Source organism: Micromonospora sp. L32, assembly GCF_052068055.1.
Classification (GTDB): domain Bacteria; phylum Actinomycetota; class Actinomycetes; order Mycobacteriales; family Micromonosporaceae; genus Micromonospora; species Micromonospora purpureochromogenes.
Genome location: NZ_JBQHDD010000003.1, coordinates 400,488 through 427,480 on the forward strand (window position 1 = coordinate 400,488; position 26,993 = coordinate 427,480).

Consider the following 26,993-nt stretch of genomic DNA (forward strand, 5'->3'; position numbering starts at 1 on the left):
GCCCGCCGATCCGGCGGCGGCCGGGCGGTCAGCCCGGCCGGCGGGCGGTGACCGCGGTGGCGTCCCACTCCGGCTCCCGCACCACCGTCGGCACCAGCCCCAGCGCGCTCATCGCCGCGCAGAGGGCGTCCGCCTGGGTCTCGCTGACCTCCACCACCAGGTGGCCCCCGGGCGTCAGCCAGTCCACCGCCCCGGCGGCCACCCGGCGCAGCACGGCCAGCCCGTCCGCCCCGCCGTCCAGCGCCACCGGCGCCTCGTGCAGCCGCGCCTCGGCCGGCAGCAGCGCCACCGCCTCCGTCGGCACGTACGGGGCGTTGGCCACCACCAGGTCGAGGCGCCCCCGCCAGGCCGGCGGGAGCGGGTCGTACAGGTCGCCGGTCAGCACCGGCACGTCGTGGCCGGCGAGGTTGCGCCGGGCGCAGGCCACCGCGGCCGGGTCCACGTCGACGGCGGCGAGCCAGCGCGGGGCGAGGCGCCCGGCGAGGGCGAGCGTGGTGCCGCCAGAACCGCAGCAGAGGTCGACCACCGCCGGCGCCGGCCCGGCGACCGCGGCCGCGGCCTGCACCAGCAGGGCGGTACGGCCCCGCGGCACGAAGACGCCGGGGTCGACGGCGACCCGCAGCCCGCAGAACTCGGCCCAGCCGAGCAGGTGTTCCAGGGGAACGCCGGCGACCCGGCGGTCGGCGAGCGCGGCCAGCGTCTCGGCGGAGTCGGCGGCGGTGAGGAGCAGTTCCGCCTCGTCCTCGGCGTAGACGCAGCCGGCGGCGCGCAGCCGCGAGACGAGGGCGGGACGGTCGACGTGGAACGCGGTCGGTGCCATGGGATGCCTTTCGGGAACGCTCGTCGGCGCTCCCGGCCGTCGCCTAGCGGTGCGACGGGGACTCGGAGGGGAGCGCCGTTCCTGCTGTCTGGCGGATCGGACTCACCTCCTCCGGTCGGGGCCCGCACGGGCCGGGGATCACGATAGCGGACGGACCGGACCGGCGGCGTCCAGCGCGGCGGCGATGTCGGCGACCAGGTCGGCGGTGTCCTCCACCCCGCAGGAGAGCCGGACGAAGCCCGGCGCGGTGTCGTCGCCCCACTGCGCCCGCCGGTCGGCGGTGGTGTGCAGGCCGCCGAAGGAGGTCGCGGCGACGACCAGCCGAGCGGCCTCGACGAACCGGCTCACCCGGTCGGCGGCGCCGAGGTCGAAGGAGACCACGCCGGGCATCCGCCGCATCTGCGCCGAGGCCACCGGGTACGCCGGGTCCGCCGGTCGCCCGGGCCAGCGCAGGCCGGTCACGTCGGCGCGCCCGGCGAGCAGCTCGGCCACCGCCGCCGCGTTGGCGGACTGCCGGGCCAGTCGCAGGTCGAGGGTGGCCAGCGACCGGTGCGCCAGCCAGGCGTCGAAGGCCCCGGGCACCGCGCCGGTGGTGGTGCGCCAGGCGGTCAGCGTCGCCAGCAGCTCCGCCGAGCGGGTCGCCACGTAGCCCAGCAGCAGGTCGGAGTGCCCGGTCAGCGCCTTCGTGCCGGAGGCGACCACCAGGTCGGCGCCGAGGTCCAGCGGGCGCTGCCCGAGCGGCGTGGCGGTGGTGTTGTCGACCACCAGCAGGGTGCCGGCGGCGTGCGCCTCCCGCGCGAGCGCGGCGACGTCGGCCACGTCCAGGCCGGGGTTCGCCGGGGTCTCCAGCATCAGCAGCCGGACGCCCTCGAACGACGGGTACGGCCCGACGGTCGGCACGAACCCGACCCGCACCCCGATCCCCTCGAGGGTGGCGGTGGCGAAGGCGCGCACCGGGAAGTACCCGTCGGCGGGAAGGAGCACGGTGTCCCCGGGTCGCAGCACGGCCAGCAGCAGCCCGGTGATGGCGGCCTGACCGCTGGCGAAGACCCGGCAGTCGCCCCCCTCCAGCTCGCCGATGGCCGACTCCAGCAGCCGCCGGGTGGGGTTGTCCGGCCGGCCGTAGCCGTTCGCCGCGGCGGCCGGCCCCTCCCACGGGTCGAGGTGGTACGGCGCGGCGAAGACCGGCCCGGGCAGGAACGGGTCGCCGGGCACCGGCTCCGGCAGCCCGGCCCGGACGCAGCGGGTACCGTCCCGCCACTGCGGCTCGGCGGCGCTCACTCGTACGACTCCGGCTTGGCGGTGCGGCTCATCAGGGCGTCCACGGCGAGCCGGGGGTCCATGCCCTCGTGGCAGATCCGCTCGATCTGCTCGGTGATCGGCATCTCCACCCCGTGCGCCCGGGCCAGGTCCCGGATGGCCAGGCAGCTCTTCACGCCCTCGGCGGTCTGCCGGGTCGCCGCCTGCGCCTGCTCCAGCGTCTCCCCCCGGCCGAGGTGCTCGCCGAAGGTGCGGTTGCGGGCCAGCGGCGAGGAGCAGGAGGCGACCAGGTCACCCATGCCGGCGAGGCCGGCGAAGGTGATCGGGTCGGCGCCGAGCGCGACGCCCAGCCGGGCGGTCTCGGCGAGCCCGCGGGTCATCAGCATGGCCCGGGTGTTGTCGCCGAAGCCCATCGCGGTGGCGATCCCGTACGCCAGGGCGATCACGTTCTTGACCGCCCCGCCCAGCTCACAGCCGATCACGTCGTCGTTGGTGTACGGGCGGAAGTACGGCGTGCGGATGGAGGACTGCACCAGCGCGGCGCGGCGGGCGTCGGTGCCGGCGACCACGGTCGCGGCGGGCTGCTCGGCGGCGATCTCGGGGGCCAGGTTGGGGCCGGAGACCACCACCACCCGGTCCGGGCTGACCCCGGCGGTCTCGACGATCACCTCGCTCATCCGCCGGGTGGTGCCCAGCTCGATGCCCTTCATCAGGGAGACCAGGGTCGAGTCCGGGGCGAGGTGGCCGGCCCAGTCGGCGAGGTTGCCGCGCAGCGTCTGCGACGGCACCGAGAGCACCACCAGCTCGGCGCCGGAGATCGCCTTGGCCGCCTCGCCGGTCGCGGTGACCCGCTCGGGCAGCCGCAGGTCGGGCAGGTAGTCCGGGTTGCGCCGGTGGACCCGGATGGCGTCGGCGACCGACTCCCGCCGGGCCCAGATCGTCACGTCCCGGCCGGCGTCGGCGAGGATCTTGGCGAAGGCGGTCCCCCAGGACCCGGCCCCCAGCACCGCCACATGGCCGCTCATGCCCTCGCCTCCACACGATCGGCGGCGCGCGGCGCCACCACACTGAGCTGGTCGATCCGCTCGCTCATTCGGTCACCTCGGGAGTACGCGGACGGGCGGGACGTTCCCACAGCGGGGGCGGCGTGCCACCCCGGATGTCGGCGAGCAGGGCGCGCAGGCTCAACATGATCTCGTCGGTCATCTCTTCCAGCACCGCCCGGCTCGGGGTGTCGCCCGCCCACCGGCTCAGGTCGACCGGCTCGCCGGCGACGACGGTCACCGGGGTGCGGGGGCGCAGGCCGAAGCGGGTGGTCCGCGGGTCGAACAGCTTCTCCGGGCCCCACATCGCCAGCGGGATCACCGGCGCGCCGGTGGCCAGCGCCAGCCGGGCCGCCCCGGTCTTGCCCTTCATCGGCCACAGCTCCGGCTCGCGGGTGATGGTGCCCTCCGGGTAGATCACCACCGCGCCGCCGGCGTCGAGCGCCGCGATCAGCTTGTCCAGCGACTTGACCGCGTCGGCGGTGCCGCGTTCCACCGGGATCTGCCGGCAGCGGTGCAGGATCCACCCGATCACCGGCACCCGGAAGACGCTGGCCTTGCCGAGGTACTGCGGCCAGCGGCCGGCCTCGTAGATGAAGTGCGCCGAGACCAGCGGGTCGGCGTGCGAGAGGTGGTTGGGCACGATGATGATGCCGCCGTCGCGGCGCAACTGCTCGGCGCCGCGCCAGGTGCGCCGGGTCCAGACCAGCATCACGGGCTTGACCAGCGCCACGGCGAAACGTTGCCAGAAACCCAGCCTGCGCCGTGTCACCCTGCCTCCTCGTCGCCCCAACCCCGCGCGCCGCACCCACCGGTGCGGCCCGCAGCGGAAATCATGCCTGCTCGCCCCGGGTACGGCCAGTGCGGGTACCACCGTCGACGCTGGCAGGATTGTCGCGTGGGTCAGAGCCTGTGGACCGTGGTGGTGCCGGTGAAGCGCCTGGGCGCGGCGAAGAGCCGGCTGCGGGGCGCGCTGCCGGCCGTACCCCACGAGGAGCTGGCCCTGGCCCTGGCGGCCGACACGGTCCGCGCGGTGCGGGCCTGCCCCGCGGTCGCCGAGGTCCTGGTGGTCACCGGCGACGAGCGGGCCGCGGCGCTGCTGGGCGCGGCCGGCGCCCGGATCGTGCCGGACGAGCCGGAGGCCGGGTTGAACGCCGCGTTGCGGCACGGCGCCGCGGCCGCCGCCGCGGGCGGCTGGGTGGCGGGGCTCACCGCCGACCTGCCGGCGCTGCGTCCGGCGGAGCTGGCGGCGGCGCTGCGGGCCGCCGCCGACGACCCGCGGGTACGCCGCTTCGTCGCCGACGCCCCGGGCAGCGGCACCGTGCTGCTCACCACACCGCCCGGCGTGCCGCTGGAGCCCCGGTTCGGGGTCGACTCGGCGGCGGCGCACGCCGCGAGCGGGGCGCTGCCGCTGGCCGGGCCGTGGCCCTCGCTGCGCCGCGACGTGGACACCGCCGCCGACCTGGCGGCGGCGCGGCACCTCGGGCTGGGGCCGCGCACCGCCGCGCTCGCCGCGGCCCGAGGGGAGAGCGCGTCGGGGTACGGTGCTGGCATGCAGGGCACGGTGGCGACCTTCGACGCGCAGACCCGCACCGGCGTGCTCCTCCTGGACGACGGCACCGAGCTGGCCTTCCCGGCGCCCGCCTTCGACGCCTCCGGGCTCCGACTGCTCCGCCTCGGGCAGCGGCTGCGGGTGGACCTCGGTCCGGACGGCGAGGTCGTCCGGGTGACATTGCCGACGATGGCCTGAACCGACCCGCCCGAGTTCATTTTGCGTTAACCAGGATCGGGTGATTATGAGCAGGTGAGCACCCCTCGCGAGCACCCCGCCCGTCCGCCCCACGCCGCCGACCCGACTGGCCCCCGCAACGGCGCCCGCCGCCGCGGCGGCACCCGCGCTCCCGAGGAGACCGTCGCCACCGCGCCCGACTCCCCCGGCGCCAGCGCCGCCGGGGCCTCCGCCGGGCTGGAGGAGGTGCTCGACCCGGGCGACCGGCCCACCCCGCCGACCGGTCTGGACGGCGAGCCGCCGGCCGTCGCGCCGCTGCCCGAGGACCGGTTCCTCAACCGGGAGCTCTCCTGGCTGGACTTCAACGCCCGGGTGCTGGCGCTCGCCGAGGACCCGCGCACCCCGCTGCTGGAGCGGGCCAAGTTCCTGGCCATCTTCGCCAGCAACCTCGACGAGTTCTACATGGTGCGGGTGGCCGGGTTGAAGCGTCGCCTCTCCGCCGGCCTGCCCGTACGCGGCGGTGACCGGCTGCCGCTGCGCACCCAGCTGGAGCTGATCACCGAGAAGGCCGCCGAACTGGTCGGCCGGCACGCCGCCTGCTTCGTCGAGGACGTGCTGCCCAAACTGGCCGCCGAGGACGTCCGCATCCTGCGCTGGGCGGAGCTGGACGATCCCGAGCGGGAACGACTGCGCACCTACTTCCGTGAGCACATCTTCCCGGTGCTCACGCCGCTCGCCGTCGACCCGGCGCACCCGTTCCCGTACATCTCCGGCCGGTCGCTGAACCTGGCGGTGGCGGTCCGCGACCCGGACGGCGGCTCCGAGCTGTTCGCCCGGGTGAAGGTGCCCAACAACGTGCCGCGTTTCGTCCGGGTGGCCCGGGAACAGCCGGGGCTGCGGATGCTGCCGGTGGAGGAACTCATCTCGGTGCACCTGGGCCAGCTCTTCTCCGGCATGCAGGTGGTCGAGTGCCACCTGTTCCGGGTCACCCGCAACGCCGAGGTGGAGGTCGACGAGGACCGCGACGAGGACCTGCTCCAGGCGCTGGAGCGGGAGCTGGCCCGGCGCCGCTTCGGCCCGCCGGTACGCCTGGAGGTCGCCGCCAGCATCTCCGACCACATGCTGGAGCTGCTCGTCCGGGAACTGGACATGGACGGGCACGACGTGCTCCGGGTACCCGGGCTGCTCGACCTCTCGGCGCTCTGGCAGCTCTACGGCGAGGCCGACCGCCCGGACCTGAAGGACCGGCCGTTCGTGCCGGCCACCCACCCCCGGCTCGCCGAGGGCGAGGTGCCGCGCAGCGTCTTCGCCACGCTGCGCGACGGGGACGTGCTGGTGCACCACCCGTACCACTCGTTCGCCACCAGCGTGCAGCGCTTCATCGAGCAGGCCGCCGCCGACCCGAACGTGCTCGCCATCAAGCAGACCCTGTACCGCACCAGCGGCGACTCCCCCATCGTCGACGCGCTGGTCGACGCGGCCGCCGCCGGCAAGCAGGTGGTGGTGCTGGTGGAGGTCAAGGCGCGCTTCGACGAGGTGGCCAACATCGGCTGGGCGCGCACCCTGGAACGGGCCGGCTGCCACGTCGTCTACGGCCTGGTCGGGCTCAAGACACACTGCAAGACCGCCCTGGTGGTACGCCAGGAGGGCAACCAGATCCGCCGCTACTGCCACATCGGCACCGGCAACTACCACCCGAAGACCGCCCGGCTCTACGAGGACTTCGGGGTGCTCACCGCCGACCCGGAGATCGGCGCCGACCTGACCGACCTGTTCAACGTGCTCACCGGCTACAGCCGGCAGACCGCGTACCGGCGGCTGCTGGTGGCGCCGCAGGGCATCCGCAGCGGCCTGATCGAGCGGATCGAGCGGGAGATCCACCACGTCCGCCTCGGGATGCCCGGGCTGGTGCAGTTCAAGGTGAACGCGCTGGTCGACGAGGAGATCACCGACGCGCTCTACCGGGCGTCCCGGGCTGGCGTCCACGTCGACCTGCTGATCCGGGGCATGTGCACGCTGCGGCCGGGGGTGCCGGGGCTGTCGGACAACATCCGGGTCCGCTCGATCCTCGGCCGGTTCCTGGAGCACTCGCGGATCTTCCGGTTCGGCAACAACGGCGACGCCGAGTTCTGGATGGGCTCGGCCGACCTGATGCACCGCAACCTGGACCGGCGGGTGGAGGCCCTGGTACAGGTCAGCGACCCGGTCGCCCGGGCCGAACTCGACCACGTGCTGACCGCCGCGTTCAGCCCCGAGGTGGACTCGTTCGAGCTGGCCGGCGACGGCACCTGGACCCGCCGCGCCGGCACCCCGGAGGAGCCGTTGACGGACCTGCAGGAGCTGCTGCTGCGCCGGGTGGGCGGCACCGCCGGCTGACCGGGACGGCCCGCCGCCGTCACGGTTCGGGCGCGCGGCGCTGTGCCGTCGGACGAAGCTGAGCGGCCCGTACGGCGGGTCGCCCGGACGTAGGGTGATCAGATGGCGCAGGAGCAACCGGTCGACATCCGGGCGGCCGGTGGAGTCGCCTGGCAGCCGGACGCCGACGGTGGCCTCCGGGTCTGTCTGGTGCACCGGCCCCGCTACGGCGACTGGTCGCTGCCGAAGGGCAAGCTGGAGCCCGGCGAGCACCCGCTGCTGGCCGCCGTCCGCGAGGTGGCCGAGGAGACCGACGTACGGGCCGTGCCGCAGGTCCGGCTCCCCACGGTGCGCTACCGCAGCGAGGGTCGGCCGAAGGCGGTGGACTACTGGTCGATGCGGGCGGTGGGCGAGGGCGGATTCCAGCCCGGCACCGAGGTCGACGACGTGCGCTGGCTCGCCGTCGACGAGGCGATCCGGCTGGTCAGCTACCCGCACGACGCGGAGGTGCTGGCCGCGTTCGCCGCGCTGCCCCCGGTCACCGGAACGATCGTGCTGGTCCGGCACGCCCGCGCCGGCAAGCGCGCCACCTGGTCCGGTCCGGACGACGGGCGCCCGCTGGACGTGACCGGCCGGGCCCAGGCCGAGCGGCTGGCCCCGCTGGTGGCGCTGGTCCGACCCACCCGGCTGCTGTCCGCCTCGGCGCGTCGCTGCGTGCAGACCCTCGACCCGGCGGCCGCCCTGCTCGACCTGCCGATCGAGGTGGACGGCGACCTGGACGAGCCGCGGCCGGGCCAGCTCGGCGACGAGTGCGCGCTGGCGGTCGCCGGCCGGCTGGCGGAGCTGGCCGCCGCCGGCGAACCGGTCGCGGTGTGCAGCCAGGGCAAGGTGATCCCGGGCGCGCTGGAGCGGTTGACCGGGCGGACCGACGACTTCAGCACCCCGAAGGGCGGCGGCTGGCTGCTCGCCTTCGCCGCCGACCGGCTGGTCGCCGCCGACCGGCTCTGAGACCGGCGGGTGCGCTGTCCCGGTCAGGCGGGCGGCAGGGTCAGGGTCACCGCGACCGGCAGGTGGTCGCTGGCGGTGCCGCGCGGCGCGACGGCGTCGGCGCCGGTGAGCCCGGGGGAGACGAGGACGTGGTCGATCTGCTCGCGCGGGTCGTCGGCCGGGCTGGTCGGCAACGGCCGGGCCGCCGCCAGCGCGTCCACCAGGCCGGCGCGGGTGAACTCCGCGAAGCCGGGAGCGCCGGGTTCGGTGTTCAGGTCGCCGGCCACCACCAGGGGGCGGCCGGCGGCGTACCCGAGGGCGAACGAGGCCACCTCGTGGGCCTGGACCACCGGCTCCCGCCCGGGCGGCGGTTGCAGGTGGGTGGCCACCACCGCGAGGCGTACGTCGGCACCGAGGTCGACGGTGACGCCGAGCGCCTGCGCCCCGGTCGGCGCGCCCACCGCCGGCAGCCGGCGGGTGCGCGCCGCGGCCAACGGCCACCGGCTCAGCACCGCGTCGCCCCAGAGCGGGTCGGCCGCCGGAGCGAAGACGTACGGCATGTCCAGCCGCTCGGCCAGCAGGTCGAGGGTGTCGTGGCCGCCGTTGAGCAGCCAACCCCGGTCCACCTCGCTCAGCACCACCACGTCGGCCCGGCCGACGGCCCGGGCCAGGGCGTCCGGATCGAACCGGCCCTCGATGCCGAAGCCCATGCGGATGTTGTACGCCGCCACCCGCACCGTCGCCGGCGGTCCCTCGCGGTTGCCGGCCACCAGCGTCTCGTCGACGGTCAACGCGGCGACCAGCGCCAGCGCCGTGGCGCACGCGGCGGTCCGCACCGGGGGCAGCGACGGCACGGTACCCGCCGGCACGGGCCCGGCGGACAGCGCCGGCACGGGCCCGGTACGCGCCGGTGCGGGCCCAGCGGACAACGCGACGGCAGCCGTCAGGACGGCCACGGCCACCGGCACCCATCCGTTGGGGTAGCCGAGGTCGTAGGCGGCGTAGTAGAGCACCGCCGCGACGGCGAAGACCAGCATCCCGCCGACCGTGGCGTACCCGCGGCGGCCCGCCGCCCGGTGGAATCCGCTCGCCTCGCCGTCGCCCGGTCCCCCCGCGGCCGGCGCGACGCCGGTGTCCCCCGCGGCCGGCGCGACGCCGGCGGGTGCCGTCGGCGTGACGCCGGTCGCGGCCGTCGCCGACGAGACGCCGGCCGACACGGTCGCTGGCTCGATGCTGGTCGTCGGGATCGCCGGGATCGCCGGCGCCGGCTCCTCGGCGGTGTCGCAGCGGGCCAGGCAGGCACCGAGGCCGACCGCGGTGAGCAGCACGGCCGGCAGCAGCAGCTCGCCCCGGCCCAGGGCCACCAGCACGGCCCCGGCGAGCAGGGCCACCGGGCCGATCCACCGCCCGGCCGGCCGGCGCGGCGGCGTCAGCGCGGCGAGCAGGAACCCGCCGACCGCCACCGCGACCGGCAGCGGCCCGAACAGCGGCGCGACGGCCGCTCCCGAGCCCTGCGCGGGCGACGACTCCAGCAGCCCGAACTGGTACGACATCGCCGTGCGGGCCACCGCCGGGGAGAGCGCCACCATGCCGGCGAGCAGCAGCGCCGGCCCGGCCAGCAGCCAGGCACGCGCGCCACCGGCGCCGGCGGGCGGCGCGGGCAGGGCCTGTCCGGCCAGGAAGAGCGCGGCCAGCACGACGCCCACCACCCAGACCTCCGCACCGCCCAGCCAGGGCGAGCGGTAGGTGTCGGAGACGGTGTGCAGGACCGCGGCGGCGGCCAGCCCGAGCGCCAGCCCGGGTACCGGCCGGTTCGTCCCGGCGGCCACGGCGGTGAGCCAGCAGAGCCCGGCGACCAGGCCGGCGGTGGCGAGCCAGAGCTGTACCCGCCCGCCGGGGAAGGCGGTGACGGCGAGCCGGGCGCCGGCCAGCACCACCGCGGCGGCGAGGGCCACCGGCCGGACGCCGACCCGGCGCAGCAGCGGCGGCACGGCCAGGGCGAGCACGAACCAGCCGAGCGCGAACGCCCCGAGCAGCTCGGCCGGAGTGGACGCCGCCTGCCCGAAGATGGTGATGACCGACGGCAGGAAGACCCGCAGCACGTCGGTCAGCAGGACCAGGCCGAGGGCGGTGACGACGGTGGTGCGGTGGCGGTAGCGCACGAGGCCTCCTCGCCGACCGGTGGGGGTGCGGCGATTCTGCGCAGCCGGCGGGCCCCGGGTCAACGGGCGGGAAACGCCGTGAGGGGCGCCCACCGTGCGGTGGGCGCCCCTCACGGGCGTACGTGCGCAGGTCAGCGCCGGGCGGCGGTCTTCTTGGCCGGAGCCTTCTTCGCCGGAGCCTTCTTGGCCGCCGTGCTCTTGGCGGCGGTGGTCTTCTTCGCCGCCGTGGTCTTCTTCGCCGCCGTGGTCTTCTTCGCCGCCGTGGTCTTCTTCGCCGCCGTGGTCTTCTTGGCCGCGGCGGTCTTGGTGGCCGCGGCGGTCTTCTTCGCCGGCGCGGCCTTCTTGGTGGGGGCGGCCTTGGCCGCGGCGGTCTTCTTGGCGGCCGCAGCGGTGGTCTTCTTCGCGGCGGCGGCCTTGGCGCCGGTCGCCTTGGCCCCCGTCGCCTTCGCGCCGGCGGCCTTGGCTGCGGCCGCAGTGGTCTTCTTCGCCGGCGCGGCGGCCTTCGGCACCTTGCCGCTGGCCACCATCTCCTTGAAACCGGCGCCGGCGCGGAAGGTCGGGACGGATGTCTTCTTGACCTTCACCGCCTCACCGGTACGCGGGTTGCGCGCTGTTCGGGCGCCCCGGACGCGCTTTTCGAACGCTCCGAATCCGGTGATCGCCACCTTCTCGCCCTTGGTTACCGCCCCCTGGACCTCGGCGATGACCGCGTCGAGCGCCGCCGTCGCCGTCTTCCGGTCCCCCAGGCGAGCGGCGAGCGCCTCGATGAGCTCGGCCTTGTTCACGACTTCCTCCCGATTGTGCAACTGACTCGACGCGAGCCATTCTGCGCGCACGGTATGCCCTGTGCTGGCGGGACACAAACATTCGGTGGAAAAAAGCCCTTGTGTCGTAACGGATTCGCCCCCACCGGGCGGACCGGTGGGGGCGAAAACCGATGAGCGGTCGGGCGTACGGCTATGCCACGGCGGGCTTGAACGACGGCCGGGACGCCTCGTACGCGCTGATCTCGGCGGCGTGCCGGAGGGTGAGTCCAATGTCATCCAAGCCTTCCATCAGCCGCCAGCGGCTGTGGTCGTCCAGCGGGAACGACCAGCTCGCCGGGCCGACCCGGACCTCGCGGGCGACCAGGTCGACGGCGACCTCGGTGGTCGGATCGGACTCGACCCGGTCCCAGATCTCCTCGACGGCTTTCAATTCCAGCTCCACCGGTAGGAGGCCTTCCTTGAGCGCGTTGCCCCGGAAGATGTCACCGAATCGCGGCGAGATCACCGCGCGGAAGCCCCAGTCGCGTAGCGCCCAGACGGCGTGCTCGCGTGATGATCCGGTGCCGAACTCCGGACCGGCCACGAGAATCGACGCTCCGGAATGGGCCGGATCGTTGAGCACGAATGCCGGATCTTCCCGCCACGCGCTGAAGAGTCCGTCCGCGAAACCGGTCCGGGTCACCCGCTTGAGGTACACGGCCGGAATGATCTGATCGGTGTCCACGTTGGACCGCCGCAACGGCACGGCGGTGCCGGTGTGGGTGGTGAACCTGTCCATCTCTCGGCTGCCCTTCTACAGGTCGGCGGGGGCGGCGAGCCGGCCGACCACGGCGGTGGCGGCGGCGACCGGCGGGGACACCAGGTGGGTGCGCCCTCCCCGGCCCTGGCGGCCCTCGAAGTTGCGGTTGGAGGTCGAGGCCGAGCGCTCGCCGGGCTTCAGGGTGTCGGGGTTCATCCCGAGGCACATGGAGCAGCCGGCGAATCGCCACTCGGCGCCCGCGTCGGCGAAGACCTTGTCCAGCCCTTCCGCCTCGGCCGCCTCCCGCACGGCCGCGGATCCGGGCACCACGAGCATGCGTACGCCGTCGGCGACCTTGCGCCCGCGCAGCACGTCGGCGGCGGCGCGGAGGTCCTCCAGCCGCCCGTTGGTGCAGGAGCCGACGAAGACCACGTCGACCGCGAGGTCGCGCAGCGGCGTGCCCGGGGTCAGCGCCATGTACTCCAGCGCCCGGCGGGCGGCGGTCCGCTCCGCGTCGGTGCCGAAGTCCTCCGGGGCCGGCACGGCCGAGCCGAGCGGCGCGCCCTGCCCCGGGTTGGTGCCCCAGGTGACGAACGGGGTGATCCGGCTGGCGTCGAGGGTCACCTCGGCGTCGAAGCTCGCGCCCTCGTCGGTGGGCAGGGTCCGCCAGTAGGCCACCGCCGCGTCCCAGTCGGCGCCCCGGGGCGCGTGCGGCCGCCCCTTGAGGTACGCGAAGGTGGTTTCGTCCGGCGCGATCAGGCCGGCCTTGGCGCCCCACTCGATGGACATGTTGGCGACGGTCATCCGCCCCTCCATGGACAGCGCGCGGATCGCCTCGCCCCGGTACTCCACGATGTGGCCGCGCCCGCCGCCGGTGCCCACCTGGGCGATCAGCGCGAGGACCAGGTCCTTGGCGGTGACGCCGGGACCGAGCTGGCCGGTCACCGTGACCGCCATGGTGCGCGGGCGGGCCTGCGGCAGCGTCTGGGTGGCCAGGACGTGCTCGACCTCACTGGTGCCGATGCCGAAGGCGAGCGCACCGAAGGCGCCGTGGGTGGCGGTGTGCGAGTCGCCACAGACGATCGTCATGCCGGGCTGGGTGACGCCCAGCTGGGGGCCGATCACGTGCACGATGCCCTGGTTCTCGTCGCCGAGCGGGTACAGCCGCACCCCGAACTCGGCGCAGTTGCGGCGCAACGTCTCGATCTGCGTACGCGAGGTGGGGTCCGCGATGGTGAGCAGATCACCCCGGCGGGACCGGAAGCTCGGGTCGTCGTACCCGGTCGGGGTGTTGTGGTCCTCGGTCGCGAGCGTGAGATCGGGACGGCGAACCGGACGACCGGCCAGGCGCAGCCCGTCGAACGCCTGCGGGCTGGTCACCTCGTGCAACAGGTGCAGGTCGATGTAGAGCAGGTCCGGTTCACCCTCGGCGGTCCGTACCACGTGCGCGTCCCAGACCTTCTCGGCCAGGGTCCTCGGTCGAGTGACTCCCACCATCTGGACATCCTAAATTCTGGGAGGTAAGTTTCGGCTTGTGGGACACAGTATGAGCGGTGTCGGCGTCCTCGACAAGGCGGTGGTCATCCTGGCCGCCTGTGTCGACGGCGCCAGCCTGGCCGAACTCGTTGAACGCACCAAGCTGCCCCGGGCCACCGCGCACCGGCTGGCGCAGGCGCTGGAGATCCACCGCATGCTGGTCCGGGACACCCAGGGGCGCTGGCGTCCGGGGCCCCGGCTCGGCGAGCTGGCCAACGCCGCCCCCGACGTGCTGCTGACCGCCGCCGAGCCGTTGCTGGCCGCGCTGCGCGACGCCACCGGGGAGAGCGCCCAGCTCTACCTGCGCCGCGCCGACGAGCGGGTCTGCGTGGCCGCCGCCGAGCGGGCCAGCGGCCTGCGGGACACCGTGCCGGTCGGCTCGGTGCTGCCGATGACGGCCGGTTCCGCGGCGCAGATCCTGCTCGCCTGGGAGCCCCCGGAGGCGGTCATGCCGCTGCTGCCCCGCGCCAAGTTCACCGGCCGCACCCTCGCCGAGGTACGCCGTCGCGGTTGGGCGCAGAGCGTCGCCGAGCGGGAGGCGGGTGTGGCGAGCGTCTCGGCCCCGATCCGCGACCGCACCGGCCGGGTGATCGCCGCGATCAGCATCTCCGGCCCGATCGAGCGCCTGGGCCGCCGACCCGGCGAACGCCACGCCATGGCCGTGGTCAGGGCCGGCCAGCGCCTCTCCGGCCTCTGATCCCGCCCCCGCACCGGCCTCGCCACACCCGACCTGGCCCTGCCTCCGCTCAACCCGGCGCTGGCCTGCCCCCTGGCCGGCGCCGCCCGACCCGGGCTCGGCCCACCTGGGCTGAAAGTTGACCAAGAGGTTTGCGTCCGCAGCCGCCTCGGGCGTGACGCAAACCTCTTGATCACCGAGGCCGGCGGCCGGGGGCGACCTCGATCCGATCTCTCGGCCGGTCTGGGTAGGGGGTCGCTCGCTGTGGGGCTGATGTCGTGAACGAATCACGGGCGGACTGCCGCCGGGCCGCCGACCCCCACCGGTGATTCGTCTACGACATCGGCTCTACAGCGTCCTGCGACACGCCTGTGGCTCCCGCTCGGCGGGCCGACTCCACGGAACCAGTCGCTCGCCGGGCCGCCGCCTCCGCGACACGCACCGGGCGGGCCGGCACTGGCTGAGCCGCGCCGGGCCGCCGCCTCCGCGACACGCACCGGGCGGGCCGGCACTCGCAGAGCCGCCGCCTCCGGCACCTGACTCACCGAACCCCCGCCCGCCGGCACCCGGCCAACGCTTCCTGAAGGCGGCTCCGAGCGCCGTCCACTGCGCAGGCGCGCACCCGGCCGGGGCCGCGGCCGGGAAAGGCGAACGACCCGCCTCGCTGTCGCGAGACGGGCCGTTCGGCGATGTAGCCCCGACCGGATTCGAACCGGCGCTACCGCCTTGAGAGGGCGGCGTCCTGGGCCGCTAGACGACGGGGCCAGGCACTTTTCCTGCTTCACCGCCCTGGTGGGCGGTGCGGCTGTAGTCTAGCGGCACCACCGGCGTCCGAGGACGAGGGGGTCCGGCGGCTCCGGAAGCCCGGCAGACGAGGAGCCGGGAACACGAAACAGCCCGCCCCACCGAGGTGGAACGGGCTGTCAGCACTGTAGCCCCGACCGGATTCGAACCGGCGCTACCGCCTTGAGAGGGCGGCGTCCTGGGCCGCTAGACGACGGGGCCAGAACTTCAACTTGCTTCCCCACCCTGGCGGGTGGGGAAGCTGCACTCTATCAGAGATCATCTGCCGTCCCTCGGGAGGGACGGAGCGGAACTCCGCCAGAATCCAGCGTCCGGGATTCTCGCGAATCCGCGGTTGCGCTGGGGTACCAGGACTCGAACCTAGACTAACTGAACCAGAATCAGTCGGGCTGCCAATTACCCCATACCCCATTGGCCCCTTGCGGCGCCGGGAATGAACTTTACCCTCCCCGCGCCGGCAGGCCAAATCCAACCCCCCGAAACGCCTGTGAGCTGCGAAAACAGGGCGTCGGACGCGTCAGGCGACCGGCACCACCGGATTGGTGAGCTCGCCGATCCCCTCGATCCGCACGGTGACCGTATCCCCCTCCGTGAGCGGGCTAACCCCCGCCGGCGTGCCGGTCAGCACCACGTCGCCGGGCAGCAGCGTCATCACGTGCGAGATGTAGGACACCAGGGCCGGTACGTCGAAGACCATGTCCTTCGTCCGGCCGAGCTGGCGTACCTCCATTTCGTCCGGGTTGCGACCCACCTCGCACCGGATCTCCAGGTCGGAGACGTCCAGCCCGGTGGTGATCCAGGGGCCGATGGGGCAGAACGAGTCGAAGCCCTTGGCCCGGGTCCACTGCCCGTCCGAGCGCTGGAGGTCCCGCGCCGTCACGTCGTTGGCGCAGGTGTAGCCGAAGATGGCCTTCGCCGCGGCGGCCCGGTCGGCGCGACGGGCGCCCGGGGCGCCGATCACCACGGCCAGCTCCGCCTCGTGCTCGACCTGCTTGGAGAAGATGGGCAGCCGGATGGCGTCCCGCGGGCCGATCACCGACGTGGACGGCTTCAGGAAGAGCAGCGGCTCCTTCGGCACCTCGCTGCCGTGCTCGGCGGCGTGCTCGGCGTAGTTGCGACCGACACACACCACCTTGCTGGGCAGGATCGGCGAGAGCAGTCGGACGTCGGAGAGCGCCCAGCGGGCGCCGGAGAAGGTGACCTGACCGAACGGGTGGCCCTCGATCTCGGCGATGGTCAGGCCCTCCGGGCCCACCCCCGGCTCGCCCTCGACGACCCCGAACGACATTCCCTTGGCATGAGCAAAACGAGCGATACGCACCTGGCCAATCTAGCTCCCGCCCACGTGGTGGCACCCCGTCGACGCCGGAGGGCGCGGCGGCGTCGGCGCAGGGTAGGGGATCGGCCGGCGATCGGGGCGAGCTTCGGCACTTCGTACCCGGGCGGAGCGTCCGCGCCCCTACCGTCGGCTCCGGAGGTTCGGTTCGTATGCCTGCATCGAGACGACACCACAGGGCCCTCGCCGTGTTCGTGAACGGCCTGGGCATCCTCGCCGCCGTACCGGCGCTGCCGACGGCGACGCCCACGACCAGGGCCGAAGCGGCACCGGCGGTCACCACGCCGGCCAGCCCGCCGGCCACGGCCACGCCCACCGGCCCGGCCGCCACACCCCTGCCCACGGGTCCGGCCACGCCGATGGCCACCCCTCAGCCGGCGGGGCACGCGTCGCCGGCGGCGCCCGGGGCGGCGGCGACCGGCGCCGTGATCCCGGTGCCCCCGGGGATGCCGGCGCCGGGGATGGCCACCACCGCGAACCCGGGTTCGCCCCGACCGGCCCAGCCGGTCACCGTGACGGTGGCACCGGCCGGGACGCCGGTGCCGGGCTACCGGATCCAGCTGCGCAACGACAGCGGCTTCCCGCTCGACACCACAGTGCGGCAGGAGCTGCCGGCCGGCGCCTCGCCGACCGCGGTCAGTGCGGGCGGTCGGGCCATCCGGTCCGCCGGGAACGGCACGGCCGAGGTGACCTGGCGGCTCCGGCTGCCCGCCCGCAGCACGACGACGCTGGACACCGCCCTGGCGGCGACCCCGCCGGGCACCTCGGTGACCGCGCCGGCCTGCGCGTTCACCAGCGACGGCAACCGGCCGTACGACTGCGCGACCGCCACCTGGCAGGCCGCGGCGGCACCGGCGACCCGGGTGGAGGAGGCGGCCCCGGCCTGGCGGCGGCCGCCGATCCTGGCGGCGGCGCTGGCCGCGCTGCTGGTGATCGCCGGCGGCGGCCTGTGGTGGGGGCAGCGGGCCCGGCGGCGGCGCAGCGGCGTCGAGCCGACCGGCGCGGCCCCGACGGTCGTCGGCAATCCCACGTACGCGGGCGGCGCCGCCGCGCCCGGCGGTGGCACGGTCTACCCGCGCCCGGCTGCCCCGGGCGGGTCGGGGCGACGGCGGACGCCACCGGTCTGGATGATCGTCGGCGTGGCCGCGGCGATCCTGGCCGGGGTGGTCGTCGCCGCCGGGTGGACGGCCACCCAGCGGGTCGCCGCGATCGACACCACCAAGCAGCCGACCAGTGGCGCCTGGATGGGTCGCGGCGCCACCGGCAGCGTCGGCGTGCCGCTGCGCGAGAACGCGTTCGAGTTCACCGTCTACCGGGTGGCCTGCGAGACGGCCGGCGGGACGGGCCGCCGGTGCCACGCGACCGTCGGGGTGCGCAACCTCACCCCCGAGCAGCAGGCGTGGCACGGCGAACTCCAGCGCGCCTACCTGCCCGGGGGCAACTGGGTCAGCACCGACGAGCCGGCCACCCGGCTGGCGAACCTGGGCCGGGACGTCTTCGCCCAGCCGGTCGCGGCCGGCAACCGGGTGGTGCTGCCGCTGGTGTTCACGCTCAACGGGCCGCAGAAGCCGAAGCAGCTGGAGCTGCGCAGCGGGGTCTTCTCCGCCGGGGTCCGGGTGGACGTGCCCTGACCGGCGGCCGGGCGGCGGTCGTACCCTTGGGTCCGTGACCGCCGCCCTCGCGCCCGCCGCCCTCGACGCGGCCGACTGGCAGGCCCGCCGGGCCGCGCACGTCGCCCGGGTCGACAGCTTGCTGGGTGATCACCTTGCGAAGCGAGCAAGGCACGGCCGGCAATCGATCGAGGAGTTCCTCCTCACCTACTACAACTACCGGCCGGCCCAGTTTCGGCGGTGGCAACCCGGCCCGGGATTCCTGCTACAGCACGCAAGGCCCGAGGAGTTCGGGGCCTTCTACGTCAGCGACGAGCACGGCGCAGCCCATCTGGACGTGCTGGCGGTACTGGAACGGCGCCGGGAATCGGTGGAGTGGATTCACCGCCTGCTCGTCTCCACCGCCACCAGGCCGCCGCACTTCGGTTGCTTCGGGATGCACGAGTGGGCGATGGTCTACCGGCAGACGCAGGCCGAGGTACGCCACAACGTCCTTCCGTTGCGGCTCGGCGCGGAAGCGACAGCCGCTCTCGTCGACGAGTTGGCCGTCCGGTGCAGTCATTTCGACGCCTTCCGCTTCTTCACTCCGGCAGCCCGCCCCCTGAACGTGCTCCAGCCGACCCGCGAGACGCAACACGAGCATGATCAGCCAGCGTGCCTACACGCGAACATGGACGTTTATCGTTGGGCCTACAAGCTGGCGCCGCTCGTTCCGAGCGAGCTCATCGCCGACTGCTTCGAGCTGGCCAAGGAGATTCGGACGCTTGACATGCGGGCCAGTCCGTACGACCTGACAAGCATCGGGCTCGACTTCCTGCCCATCGAGACGCCCGAGGGACGGGCCGAGTATGTCCGCTGTCAGCGTGACTTCGCGGCGCGCGCCGGCGCGCTTCGTCAACGCCTGATCGGCTACTGCGAGCGTGCTCTTGGTCAGTTCACGGCAGGGAGGCCAACCGCCTCCGGCAGCTAGCTATAGCCCGTGCGCGCTCCGGCCCGAAGGCATCGACAGCTGCTTCGAGCCGCTCTGCGGCGAGCGGGGCTGCCCTTGGCCGCCCGGCCTCCGCCAGTACATGGAGCGCCCGGCCTGCGGCTGAATGTGCGTGCGCCTGGTGGCCCGAGGCGTAAGGCCGGACCGCTGGCGGAAGGTCTTCGAGGTCGACGGCAGCGTGCGCTGAGTCGGCTGTCTCGATATGCCGCAGGGTTCGCCCGAAGTCGCCGATACGTGCGTGAGCGTGCGCCTGAGCGGAGTGGGTCAGAAAGCGGAGAACCGGCAGATCGGGCTCGGTCTGCTCGAGGAGGTCCAGCGCGCGGCGCGGTTGGTCTTGTTCAAGCCGGAGATTGGCGAGGTTCACGAGGCTGAGCCAGCGCTGGACAGGGTCAGGACTCACGGTGAGCGCGAAGTCGTAGATCTTTTCCGCGCGCTTCGGCTGCCCACTGTCGGCCATCGACCATGCGGCGCGATCAGCGAGACGGGCGACGGCCGCCAGCAGACGAGCCCTCAGTTTCTCCGGCATGTCCAGATCCAGCAGGCTGACCGCATATCTGAGCTGGCCGCGCGCCGCCGAGGCTGAGGCGAGTCCTCCGTGCTGCAAGCCAAGACCCGTCAACATGTCGGCCGACGCCTCGAGCGCGGCCAGATCAGGTGCGACAAGTCGAGGCGGTGGCGTAATCGGCGTGTCGAGCTCGGCCCACAGCGTTCGAGAGACCATGCCGGCCCCCATCACGAGTAGCGCCCGGCGACGCACGGAGTCACCTCCCAACGCCTTGTCGTACGCCTCGATATGCCAGGTCCTGACCTCCTTCTCGCCGGTCTCCAGCTTTGACAGGTACGGCTTGCTGAAGCCGGTGACCCGCCCCATCCGAGACAGGCTCCACCCGGCCGCCTCACGGGCGCCCCTGAGGATCCCGCCGAGCGGGAGAGCTTCTTCGGTCATCACGACACTGGGCAACAGCGGGAAACAATCATCAGCCCAACGATCCTCGCCGATCCCTGACGCTGTTGTCCAGCTGATGCGGCGCGCGTACGTAACCACCCGGAGAAAGGCCCGCACAGCTGGAGACACCGGTGCAGGGCGACAGCGTCCTGCACAGATTCCGCGAGCGTCGAGCTGTGCGCCCGAGATCCGAGGGGACCTTTGCATGATCACTGCGCGTACCACCGGGGGACGGCTGTCAGGGGCGGGGGCAAGAACGAAATCAGCCATTCCGACCGTCGTGCACAGCGACCGAACTCTCCGCCTGAAGGTCATTGACAGTTGCGGCTTGACCTGCACCTTCTGCCATAACGAGGGAACGCCGGTCGTCACTGACAATGTCCGAGCCGACGGCAACTACTTCTCGGGCGGGGCGTCCGGACGAGTGTCGATCTACCTCGCCACGAACGGAGCCGCCTTCTTACCCTCCGCCGTCATCCCCGACGCCGAGTTCGCTTCCACCTTGGCGGTGCTGCGTGATGCACTGCTATTGGATGAACTCCATTTGACAGGTGGAGAACTGACCCTGCACCCCCGTCTCGGGGAGATCGTCCGCGCCGGCACGAACGCTGGTCTGAGGGTCTGCGTGACCTCGAACGGTGAACGGGGAGCAGCCGTGCTGGAGGACTGCGCTCAGGCCGGCCTGGACCGGATCAACTTCAGCATCTTCGGCACCACTGCCGAGGAACTCGCGGAGGTTCAGCACTCGCGGTTCGCCAACGTGCGTCGGGCGGAACGGAAGCTCCTCGCGCTGAAAGGCTCGGTTTCCATGGCCGACCGCCTCGGCGTTCGCGCAAGTGCCAACATCGTCGTACCGGACCACACCCACGCTCCCCGGGTGATCCGCCTGCTGGAGGACTACTCACCCCGGCTCTCCGTGCGCCTGCTGAACTCCCTCGACCATGGCTTGGAGTCGATCGACGCAATCGACCGCATTCTCGACGGCCTGGGAGCAGAGCCGACGGAGCAGCACGTGACCGCGGGGGTGTCCGGCAGTCGGACGTCCTACACACTGCCTGACGGTCGCATCGTATGGGCCAAACGGATTCGACGTGTCCGGCTTCCGGTGACCTGCTCGGGATGCCGCTTCAACAACGACACCGACTGCCAAGAGGGGTTCTACGGCGTGCGTCTCTACCGAAACAGGGCTGGGGGTTACCAAGTAGGGGTGTGCATCCAGCGCATGGACCTCTGCCTGCCCGTCGAGGAATTCGTGGGCAACGACCTGCACCATGAGGTCTTGGCACTTCGCGATGCCGAGTACCGTCAACTGTCAGCAGATCAGCAGTCGTGAGAGGAAGACCTCATGCCCGCAGAGTACGAGGCCAAGGTACTCGACATCGATCCCTCAGAAGTGGCTGAGCTGATCCTCTCCAAGGGCGGCCGGCAGGTCGGCCCGACGGCGCTCCAGCGACGCTACGTCTACGACATAACCCCGGGCGATCAGAGCAGGTGGATCCGCCTACGTGACACGGGAGCCGGAACGACGCTGGCCGTCAAGGAGATCGCTCACGACGGAATCGATGGCACGTACGAGGTCGAGGTCGCGGTTAACAGCCTGGATTCGACGAACGAGCTTCTCGGGCTTCTCGGTTTTCACCCCAAGTCGTACCAGGAGAATCGCCGGACGAGCTTCCTCCTCGACGGCGCCGAGTTGGAGATCGACGAGTGGCCGATGATCCCGCCGTACCTGGAGATCGAGGCGACCTCGCCGGAGGAGGTGCTGCGGATCGCCGCCATTCTCGGCTTCGAGGAGCGGCAGCTGACGAGCGAGAACACCACGAAGGTGTACAGGCGTTACGGCATCGAGCTCGACGAGCACAAGGTCGTCGGTTTCGGCTGAGATTTCGGCCCGTGGATCTTGTGCCCTCGAAAGTTCGGCCGCCCCGAGCCGCCGGTGTCGACGACGCTGCTGACCGCGCTGGGCTGACGGGCCCCGCCGCACCCGGCGGGGCCCCCCGCCATTCAGTGGGGCGCCGGCCGGTTCACGCCGCCGGGCGCAGCCGCTCCTCCAGCTCCGCCATCGTCTCGACGAACCAGAGCTGGCGCCCTCGGTTGGACTCGGTGACGAAGTCCCGCAGGGCGATGCTGCGGGCGACGTGCGCGGAGATGTCGCCGACCACCACCACCGGCAGCCGGTAGTTGACGAACTTCTGCACCAGCTCACCGGCCACCCCGGTGCGCAGCGTGAAGAACTCGTCGGCGAGCCGCCGTACCGGCAGCACCACCAGCTCCGCCCGCTGGCCGAGCGCCTCGCCGATCACCTCCAGCGCGTCGCCGCCCCCGCACAGCCGGGGCCCGTCGGGGGCGCAGGCGAGCAGCGAACGACCGTGCAGCGTGACGAGGGTGTCGGTGGACATGCTGGCAGCCTAGGCACCGCTCCCCCGCGGGCACACCGGATTTACCGCTCAGTCCCCGTCGACCCGGCGGTCCCGCTTGCGTTGCGACTGGCGCTTCTTCTCCGCCAGCCGGCGTTCCTTGGCGCCGCGCGACGGGCGGGTCGGCCGCCGGGGCGGTGGCGGCGGCGCGACGGCCTCGCGCAGCAGTGCGGTCAGCCGCTCCCGGGCCGCCTCCCGGTTGGCGAGCTGGGCGCGGTGCTCGCTGGCGGCGATGGTCACCACCCCGTCGACCAGGCGGCCGGCCAGCCGTTCCAGCGCCCGCGCCCGCAGCGCCGGCGGCAGGCTGGGCGAGGCGGCCAGGTCGAAGCTCAGCTCCACCCGGGAGTCGGCGGTGTTGACCCCCTGCCCGCCGGGCCCGGACGAGCGGGAGAACCGTTCCCGCAGTTCGGCGGCGGGCACGATCCACCGGTCGGTCACCCGCAGTCCGTCGTCCACGCCCCGAGGCTAGCGCCCCTTCGGGGCACCGGGGGTGGCAGACGAGCTCGGCGACGGGCTGGGTGCCGGTTCCGCCCGTTCGTGGTCGGGGCCGACGGCGGCGTACGCGACCGCCCCGACGAGCAGCAGCGCGATGACGCCGACCTTGGTGGTGACGGCCCGGACCAGCAGCCACGCCGTCTTCCGGGCGCCCGGCACCGCGTTCTTGGCGGCCTTGTAGTCGGTCCAGCCGCGCTTGGCCCGGGCGTACTGCACGCCCACGCCCCATCCGATGAAGAGTCCCACCGCCAGCAGGACCGCTATGAGAGGAAGCTCCACCCACGCCAGTATCCATACTCAGCGTGATATTTCTATGGCCCGATGGTTCCGCGCCAGGAATCCGACAGTTTTACCGTTACGACCGCCGCGTCCTGGGCGCGCCCGACTCAGCCGCCTTTGCCGATGATGGTGTCGGCGGTCTGCTGCACCTGCTCGATCGGGATGGCGAACCCGATGCCGATCGAGCCGTTGCCGTCGATGGTGGCGATCGCGGTGTTCACCCCGACCACCTCCCCCCGGGCGTTGACCAGCGGCCCTCCCGAGTTGCCCGGGTTGATCGAGGCGTCGGTCTGCACCGCGCTGCGCCGGGTGGTGCCGAGGCGTACCTGGCGGTCGAGGGCGCTGACGATGCCGGCGGTGACCGTCCCGGCCAGGCCGAGCGGCGAACCGACCGCCAGCACCGGCTCACCGACCTTGGTGGAGCGCGGCTTGGCCAGCGGCAACGGTGCCAGCCCGGCCACCGCCGGCACCCGGAGCACCGCCAGGTCGCTGCCCGGCTCCCGGCCGACCACCTCGGCGGCGTACCGGCGGCCGTCGGAGAGCTCCACGGTCACCTCGCCGCCACCGCCCTTGGCCAGGATGTGGTCGTTGGTGACGATGTGCTGCTGGTTGTCGATGGCGAACCCGGAGCCGGACGCCGAACTGGCCGCGCCACCGCCGACCATCACCGACACCACGCCCGGCACGGTCTTCTGCGCCGCGGTCACCAGCTCGGCCGGCACCGGCGCGGCGGACGCCGCCGAGGGCCCCGCACCGCCGTCCCGGCCGGCCACCCAGCCACCGGCCGCCGCGCCGGAGACGGTGGAGAGCGCCACCACCGCCGCCGCCGTCAGCAGCCGGCCGCGCCAGCGTCGCCGCGACGGGCCCTCCCCCGCCCCCGGTACGTCCCACCGGGGCCGCCCGTCCGGTCCCAGCTCGGGCGAGACGAACCACGGTCCCCGGGGCTCGCCCAGTCCGGTCTGCACTGCCATGCGTGCGCTCCTCACTGTCGCTTCGGCGGGCTCAGGGCAGGCGGGAGAACCACCGCATCGACCCGGCCGCGGCGCCCATCGCGAACATCAGCCCGAGGCCGATGAACCGGGCGGAGATGTCCTGGCGTTCGGTGCGGTAGCCGACCGACGAGCCGATGTCCTCGTAGACCTTGCGCAGTTCCGCGCTGTTGCCCGCCTCGTGGAAGCCACCCCCGGTGTCCTCGGCGACCGCCTTGAGGGTCTGCCCGTCGACCGGCACCTGGATCGGCCGGCCGCCCCGGTCGACGAACCCGCCGGGAGTGCCGAAGGAGATGGTGTGCACCGGCACCTTGGCCGCCACGGCCGCGGCGGCGGCCTCCATCGGGTCCATGCCGGAGGTGTTCGCCCCGTCGGAGAGCAGGATGACCCGGGCCGGCGGTGGCTTCTTCGCCGCCGTCGAGTCCAGGCTCTTGACCGCGCCGAGCGAGGCGCTGATCGCCTCGCCGATCGCGGTGCCCTGCACCCCGGTGATGCCCTCGGCGAGCCGGTCGATCCCCTCGTGCAGCGCCTCCCGGTCCGTGCCGGGCGGCACCACCACCGCCGCGCTGCCGGCGAACGCGACCAGGCCGACGTTGAACTCGTCGGGCAGGACGTCGACGAACCGCCGGGCCGCGTGCTTGGCGGCGGCGAGCCGGTCCGGTTCCACGTCGGTGGCGAGCATCGAGGTGGAGACGTCGACGGCGACCATGACGGTGGCCCGTTCGCGGGGCACCCGCACCTCGGCCGTCGGCCGGGCGAAGCCGACCACCAGCAGCGCCAGCATGGCCAGGAAGAGACCGGCCGGCACGTGCCGCCGCCAGGCCGGCCGGGTCGGCGCGACCCGGTCGAGCAGCCGGAGGTTGGTGAAGCGCACCGCGTACCGGCTGCGCCGGCGCTGGGCGAGCAGGTAGCCGCCGGCCAGCGCGAACACGCCGAGCAGCAGCAGGAGCCGGGCGGGCGACTGCCAGGTCACGCGACACCTCCCCGGGCGGCGGCCGGCGCGGCGGCCAGGCGGCGCTGCGCGTGCACGTGCCGTACCACGTCGGCGGTCCAGTCCCGGTCGGTGCGCAGCGGCAGGTGGGTGGCGCCGGACCGGCGCAGCGCCCGGCGTACCTGCTCGCGCTGGGCGGCCGCCGCGCTGGCGTAGCGCCGGCGCAGCGCCTCGTCGCCGGTCCAGACCTCCCGCCGCCGGCCGGTCTCCGGGCAGACGAGCGTGATCAGGCCGACGTCGGGCAGTTCCAGCTCGCGCGGGTCGGTGATCTCGACCGCGAGCACCTGGTGCCGGGCGGCGAGGCGGCGCAGCGCCGGCTCCCAGGGCGTGGGCTCGTCGTGGTGCTCCGGCAGGCCGTCGAGGAAGTCGGAGACCACCACGACCAGGCCGCGCCGGGTGGCGACCCGCTGCACGGCCGCGAGCGCCTCCGTCAGGTCGGGTGGGTCGGGCGGGACCGTCCGCTCGTCGTGGTCACCGGTACGCGGCGCGGCCAGCAGCGTGCGGAGCACGCCCAGCAGATGGGTACGGCCGCTGCGGGCCGGGAAGCGGCGCAGCCCGGTCGGGGTGAGCAGCTGCGCGCCGAGCCGGTTGCCGGTGCCGGCGGTGAGGAAGCCGATCGCCGCGACGGCGGCCACCGACAGCTCCCGCTTGTCCAGTTCGGCGGTGCCGAACTCCATGCTGGGGCTGGCGTCGACCAGCAGCCAGGTGCTCAGTTCCCGGTCGGCGTCGACCTCGCGGACGTGCGGCACGGTGGTGCGGGCGGTCACCGCCCAGTCCATCCGGCGCACCTCGTCCTCGCCGGGGCGGTACTCCCGGCTGCCGGCGATCTCGCTGCCCGGCCCGGGCAGCAGACCCCGGTGCTGGCCCTGGAGCAGCCCGTCCAGCCGACGGGTCACGGTCAGTTCCAGCCGGCGCAGCCGCTGGTCCCCGGCGAGGTCGGCCAGGCCCGGTCCGGCGGGCGCCGGCGCGGTGCGGCGCCTCATGCGGCAGCCAGGTCGGCGGCGTGCTCGGGCTGCCCGGTGGCCAGCACGGGCGGGGGCACCGCCTGCACCAGCCGGTGCACCAGCGCCTCGGGCGAGACCCCGTCGGCGACCGCGTCGAAGGAGAGCACCAGCCGGTGGGCCAGCACGTCGACGGCGAGATCGCGGACGTCCTCCGGCAGCACGTACTCCCGGCCGCGCAGCAGCGCCTGGGCGCGGGCCGCGGCGACCAGGCCGAGGGTGGCCCGGGGGCTCGCCCCGTACGCCAGCATCGGGGCGATCTCCGGCAGCCCGAAGCGGCCCGGGTCGCGGGTGGCGAGGATGAGGCGGACGACGTACTCGGCGAGCGCGTGGTGCACGAAGATGTGCTCGGCGCGCTGTTGCAGCCCGCGCAGCCGGCCCGGGTCGAGCACCTGGTGGGCGCGGGGCCGGTCGGTGCTCATCCGGTAGAGGATGGCCAGCTCGTCGGCGTCGCTCGGGTAGTCCACGACGATCTTCATGAGGAACCGGTCGCGCTGCGCCTCGGGGAGCTGGTAGACCCCCTCGGACTCGATCGGGTTCTGGGTGGCGAGCACCAGGAACGGCACCGGCACCGGCCAGCTCCGCCCGCCGATGGAGACCTGGCGCTCGGCCATCGCCTCCAGCAGGGCGGACTGCACCTTGGCCGGGGCCCGGTTGATCTCGTCGGCCAGCACCAGGTTGGCCATGATCGGGCCCAGCTCGACGTCGAAGCTCTCCTTCGACGCCCGGTAGATGCGGGTGCCGACGATGTCGGAGGGGACCAGGTCCGGGGTGAACTGGATCCGGGAGAAGGTGCCGCCGACGACGGTGGCGAGGGTCTGCGCGGCAAGGGTCTTCGCCACGCCGGGTACGCCCTCCAGCAGGCAGTGCCCGTCGGCGATCAGTGCGGTGAGCAGGCGCTCGACGAGCCGATCCTGCCCGACGATCACGCGTCTGACCTCGAAGAGGGTCTGTTCCAGCTCGGTGGCCGCCGCGTCGGGATCGGCCGGGCTGGGCAGGCTGGCCAGGGTGTCCGAGATGTCCGTCACGGTGCTTGCTTCCCGGGGCACCGGGCGGACAAACG

General features: G+C 73.6%; 24 protein-coding genes, 3 tRNA genes and 1 pseudogene. 8 read left to right on the forward strand and 20 right to left on the reverse strand.

The genetic code is table 11. From position 1 onward, the window contains the following. Positions 1-28: 28 nt before the first annotated feature. The 4 genes from ACTMTB_RS10725 to ACTMTB_RS10740 all read right to left on the reverse strand — a co-directional run bounded on the left by ACTMTB_RS10725 (position 29) and on the right by ACTMTB_RS10740 (position 3,895). On the reverse strand, positions 29-820 hold the full coding sequence (locus tag ACTMTB_RS10725; RefSeq protein WP_441144581.1) for a putative protein N(5)-glutamine methyltransferase: 792 nt from the start codon (positions 818-820) through the stop codon (positions 29-31). A gap of 138 nt (positions 821-958) precedes the next feature. Beyond that, positions 959-2,101: a cystathionine gamma-lyase gene (locus ACTMTB_RS10730; protein WP_441144583.1), complete on the reverse strand. Its 1,143-nt coding sequence runs from the start codon at positions 2,099-2,101 to the stop codon at positions 959-961. Beyond that, on the reverse strand, positions 2,098-3,105 hold the full coding sequence (locus tag ACTMTB_RS10735) for an NAD(P)H-dependent glycerol-3-phosphate dehydrogenase (RefSeq protein WP_088963545.1): 1,008 nt from the start codon (positions 3,103-3,105) through the stop codon (positions 2,098-2,100). Before ACTMTB_RS10735 ends, ACTMTB_RS10730 begins: the two co-directional genes overlap by 4 nt. A 64-nt stretch (positions 3,106-3,169) precedes the next feature. Further along, positions 3,170-3,895, reverse strand: coding sequence for a lysophospholipid acyltransferase family protein (locus tag ACTMTB_RS10740; RefSeq protein ID WP_441144585.1), 726 nt, complete (start codon positions 3,893-3,895; stop codon positions 3,170-3,172). 138 nt (positions 3,896-4,033) lie between these two features. On the opposite strand from ACTMTB_RS10740, the pseudogene cofC reads away from it, so the two are divergent. The 3 genes and pseudogenes from cofC to ACTMTB_RS10755 form a co-directional block, all read left to right on the forward strand. Continuing rightward, positions 4,034-4,657: pseudogene (gene cofC, locus ACTMTB_RS10745) on the forward strand (2-phospho-L-lactate guanylyltransferase); the annotation flags it as partial. A gap of 270 nt (positions 4,658-4,927) precedes the next feature. After that, complete coding sequence (locus tag ACTMTB_RS10750; protein ID WP_441144587.1) at positions 4,928-7,228, forward strand: RNA degradosome polyphosphate kinase; 2,301 nt, start codon at positions 4,928-4,930, stop codon at positions 7,226-7,228. Between the two features lie 102 nt (positions 7,229-7,330). Further along, complete coding sequence (locus ACTMTB_RS10755; protein ID WP_441144589.1) at positions 7,331-8,215, forward strand: NUDIX hydrolase; 885 nt, start codon at positions 7,331-7,333, stop codon at positions 8,213-8,215. A 23-nt stretch (positions 8,216-8,238) separates the two neighbouring features. Here the strand turns inward: ACTMTB_RS10755 and ACTMTB_RS10760 are convergent, their stop codons facing one another. From ACTMTB_RS10760 to leuC, 4 genes are all read right to left on the reverse strand, one after another. Beyond that, positions 8,239-10,356 carry an endonuclease/exonuclease/phosphatase family protein gene (locus ACTMTB_RS10760; protein WP_441144591.1) on the reverse strand — a complete coding sequence of 706 codons (2,118 nt, stop codon included), beginning with the start codon at positions 10,354-10,356 and terminating at the stop codon, positions 8,239-8,241. Between the two features lie 131 nt (positions 10,357-10,487). Continuing rightward, positions 10,488-11,141, reverse strand: a complete 654-nt coding sequence (locus tag ACTMTB_RS10765) for an HU family DNA-binding protein (RefSeq protein ID WP_441144593.1) — start codon at positions 11,139-11,141, stop codon at positions 10,488-10,490. Positions 11,142-11,313: 172 nt separating this feature from the next. Beyond that, positions 11,314-11,901, reverse strand: coding sequence for a 3-isopropylmalate dehydratase small subunit (gene leuD / locus ACTMTB_RS10770; protein ID WP_441144595.1), 588 nt, complete (start codon positions 11,899-11,901; stop codon positions 11,314-11,316). Between the two features lie 15 nt (positions 11,902-11,916). Further along, positions 11,917-13,359, reverse strand: coding sequence for a 3-isopropylmalate dehydratase large subunit (leuC, locus tag ACTMTB_RS10775; protein ID WP_441144597.1), 1,443 nt, complete (start codon positions 13,357-13,359; stop codon positions 11,917-11,919). Between the two features lie 49 nt (positions 13,360-13,408). Between leuC and ACTMTB_RS10780 the strand changes: the two genes are divergently transcribed. Further along, positions 13,409-14,095 (forward strand): IclR family transcriptional regulator, encoded by a 687-nt coding sequence (locus ACTMTB_RS10780; RefSeq protein ID WP_088963553.1) that lies wholly within the window; start codon positions 13,409-13,411, stop codon positions 14,093-14,095. A 671-nt stretch (positions 14,096-14,766) separates the two neighbouring features. On the opposite strand, the gene ACTMTB_RS10785 is transcribed toward ACTMTB_RS10780, so the two are convergent. From ACTMTB_RS10785 to ACTMTB_RS10800, 4 genes are all read right to left on the reverse strand, one after another. Continuing rightward, a tRNA-Glu gene (locus tag ACTMTB_RS10785) sits at positions 14,767-14,839 on the reverse strand. 167 nt (positions 14,840-15,006) lie between these two features. Then, positions 15,007-15,079: transfer RNA gene (locus tag ACTMTB_RS10790), tRNA-Glu, on the reverse strand. Between the two features lie 138 nt (positions 15,080-15,217). After that, positions 15,218-15,289, reverse strand: a tRNA-Gln gene (locus ACTMTB_RS10795). A gap of 106 nt (positions 15,290-15,395) precedes the next feature. Beyond that, the gene (locus ACTMTB_RS10800; RefSeq protein WP_154943356.1) at positions 15,396-16,199 is read right to left on the reverse strand and encodes a fumarylacetoacetate hydrolase family protein; all 804 of its coding nucleotides are present in this window, start codon (positions 16,197-16,199) and stop codon (positions 15,396-15,398) included. Between the two features lie 167 nt (positions 16,200-16,366). On the opposite strand from ACTMTB_RS10800, the gene ACTMTB_RS10805 reads away from it, so the two are divergent. Further along, a complete protein-coding gene (locus ACTMTB_RS10805) occupies positions 16,367-17,845 on the forward strand; it encodes a hypothetical protein (RefSeq protein ID WP_441144600.1) in 1,479 nt (492 codons plus the stop codon). Between the two features lie 34 nt (positions 17,846-17,879). Next, positions 17,880-18,794: a 3-methyladenine DNA glycosylase gene (locus tag ACTMTB_RS10810; protein WP_441144602.1), complete on the forward strand. Its 915-nt coding sequence runs from the start codon at positions 17,880-17,882 to the stop codon at positions 18,792-18,794. Here the strand turns inward: ACTMTB_RS10810 and ACTMTB_RS10815 are convergent. Then, complete coding sequence (locus tag ACTMTB_RS10815) at positions 18,760-20,073, reverse strand: helix-turn-helix domain-containing protein (RefSeq protein WP_441144604.1); 1,314 nt, start codon at positions 20,071-20,073, stop codon at positions 18,760-18,762. The genes ACTMTB_RS10810 and ACTMTB_RS10815 overlap by 35 nt on opposite strands. Between ACTMTB_RS10815 and ACTMTB_RS10820 the strand changes: the two genes are divergently transcribed. After that, the gene (locus tag ACTMTB_RS10820) at positions 19,964-21,091 is read left to right on the forward strand and encodes a radical SAM protein (protein WP_441144606.1); all 1,128 of its coding nucleotides are present in this window, start codon (positions 19,964-19,966) and stop codon (positions 21,089-21,091) included. The two genes, ACTMTB_RS10815 and ACTMTB_RS10820, sit on opposite strands and share 110 nt — an antisense overlap. Positions 21,092-21,103: 12 nt before the next feature. Next, complete coding sequence (locus ACTMTB_RS10825; protein WP_441144608.1) at positions 21,104-21,640, forward strand: class IV adenylate cyclase; 537 nt, start codon at positions 21,104-21,106, stop codon at positions 21,638-21,640. Between the two features lie 142 nt (positions 21,641-21,782). On the opposite strand, the gene ACTMTB_RS10830 is transcribed toward ACTMTB_RS10825, so the two are convergent. The 7 genes from ACTMTB_RS10830 to ACTMTB_RS10860 form a co-directional block, all read right to left on the reverse strand. Beyond that, a complete protein-coding gene (locus ACTMTB_RS10830; protein WP_441144610.1) occupies positions 21,783-22,157 on the reverse strand; it encodes a DUF4180 domain-containing protein in 375 nt (124 codons plus the stop codon). Positions 22,158-22,205: 48 nt separating this feature from the next. Further along, a complete protein-coding gene (arfB, locus tag ACTMTB_RS10835) occupies positions 22,206-22,631 on the reverse strand; it encodes an alternative ribosome rescue aminoacyl-tRNA hydrolase ArfB (protein ID WP_334568763.1) in 426 nt (141 codons plus the stop codon). A 9-nt stretch (positions 22,632-22,640) separates the two neighbouring features. After that, on the reverse strand, positions 22,641-22,949 hold the full coding sequence (locus ACTMTB_RS10840) for a hypothetical protein (protein ID WP_441144612.1): 309 nt from the start codon (positions 22,947-22,949) through the stop codon (positions 22,641-22,643). Between the two features lie 107 nt (positions 22,950-23,056). Then, complete coding sequence (locus tag ACTMTB_RS10845; protein WP_441144614.1) at positions 23,057-23,920, reverse strand: S1C family serine protease; 864 nt, start codon at positions 23,918-23,920, stop codon at positions 23,057-23,059. 31 nt (positions 23,921-23,951) lie between these two features. Then, positions 23,952-24,911 carry a VWA domain-containing protein gene (locus ACTMTB_RS10850; protein WP_441144616.1) on the reverse strand — a complete coding sequence of 320 codons (960 nt, stop codon included), beginning with the start codon at positions 24,909-24,911 and terminating at the stop codon, positions 23,952-23,954. Further along, positions 24,908-25,912: a DUF58 domain-containing protein gene (locus tag ACTMTB_RS10855; RefSeq protein WP_441144618.1), complete on the reverse strand. Its 1,005-nt coding sequence runs from the start codon at positions 25,910-25,912 to the stop codon at positions 24,908-24,910. The genes ACTMTB_RS10850 and ACTMTB_RS10855 overlap by 4 nt, the downstream gene beginning before the upstream one ends. Then, positions 25,909-26,958, reverse strand: a complete 1,050-nt coding sequence (locus ACTMTB_RS10860; protein ID WP_441144620.1) for an AAA family ATPase — start codon at positions 26,956-26,958, stop codon at positions 25,909-25,911. The genes ACTMTB_RS10855 and ACTMTB_RS10860 overlap by 4 nt, the downstream gene beginning before the upstream one ends. Positions 26,959-26,993: the final 35 nt, after the last annotated feature.

Bases quoted from the DNA above. Each gene is read 5' to 3' on its own strand.
- ACTMTB_RS10725 (WP_441144581.1), bottom strand. From the start codon at position 820: ATGGCACCGACCGCGTTCCACGTCGACCGTCCCGCCCTCGTCTCGCGG.
- ACTMTB_RS10735 (WP_088963545.1), bottom strand. From the start codon at position 3,105: ATGAGCGGCCATGTGGCGGTGCTGGGGGCCGGGTCCTGGGGGACCGCC.
- ACTMTB_RS10755 (WP_441144589.1), top strand. From the start codon at position 7,331: ATGGCGCAGGAGCAACCGGTCGACATCCGGGCGGCCGGTGGAGTCGCC.
- leuD (WP_441144595.1), bottom strand. From the start codon at position 11,901: ATGGACAGGTTCACCACCCACACCGGCACCGCCGTGCCGTTGCGGCGG.
- leuC (WP_441144597.1), bottom strand. From the start codon at position 13,359: ATGGTGGGAGTCACTCGACCGAGGACCCTGGCCGAGAAGGTCTGGGAC.
- ACTMTB_RS10780 (WP_088963553.1), top strand. From the start codon at position 13,409: ATGAGCGGTGTCGGCGTCCTCGACAAGGCGGTGGTCATCCTGGCCGCC.
- ACTMTB_RS10805 (WP_441144600.1), top strand. From the start codon at position 16,367: ATGCCTGCATCGAGACGACACCACAGGGCCCTCGCCGTGTTCGTGAAC.
- ACTMTB_RS10820 (WP_441144606.1), top strand. From the start codon at position 19,964: ATGATCACTGCGCGTACCACCGGGGGACGGCTGTCAGGGGCGGGGGCA.
- ACTMTB_RS10815 (WP_441144604.1), bottom strand. From the start codon at position 20,073: ATGACCTTCAGGCGGAGAGTTCGGTCGCTGTGCACGACGGTCGGAATG.
- ACTMTB_RS10825 (WP_441144608.1), top strand. From the start codon at position 21,104: ATGCCCGCAGAGTACGAGGCCAAGGTACTCGACATCGATCCCTCAGAA.
- ACTMTB_RS10830 (WP_441144610.1), bottom strand. From the start codon at position 22,157: ATGTCCACCGACACCCTCGTCACGCTGCACGGTCGTTCGCTGCTCGCC.
- ACTMTB_RS10845 (WP_441144614.1), bottom strand. From the start codon at position 23,920: ATGGCAGTGCAGACCGGACTGGGCGAGCCCCGGGGACCGTGGTTCGTC.
- ACTMTB_RS10855 (WP_441144618.1), bottom strand. From the start codon at position 25,912: ATGAGGCGCCGCACCGCGCCGGCGCCCGCCGGACCGGGCCTGGCCGAC.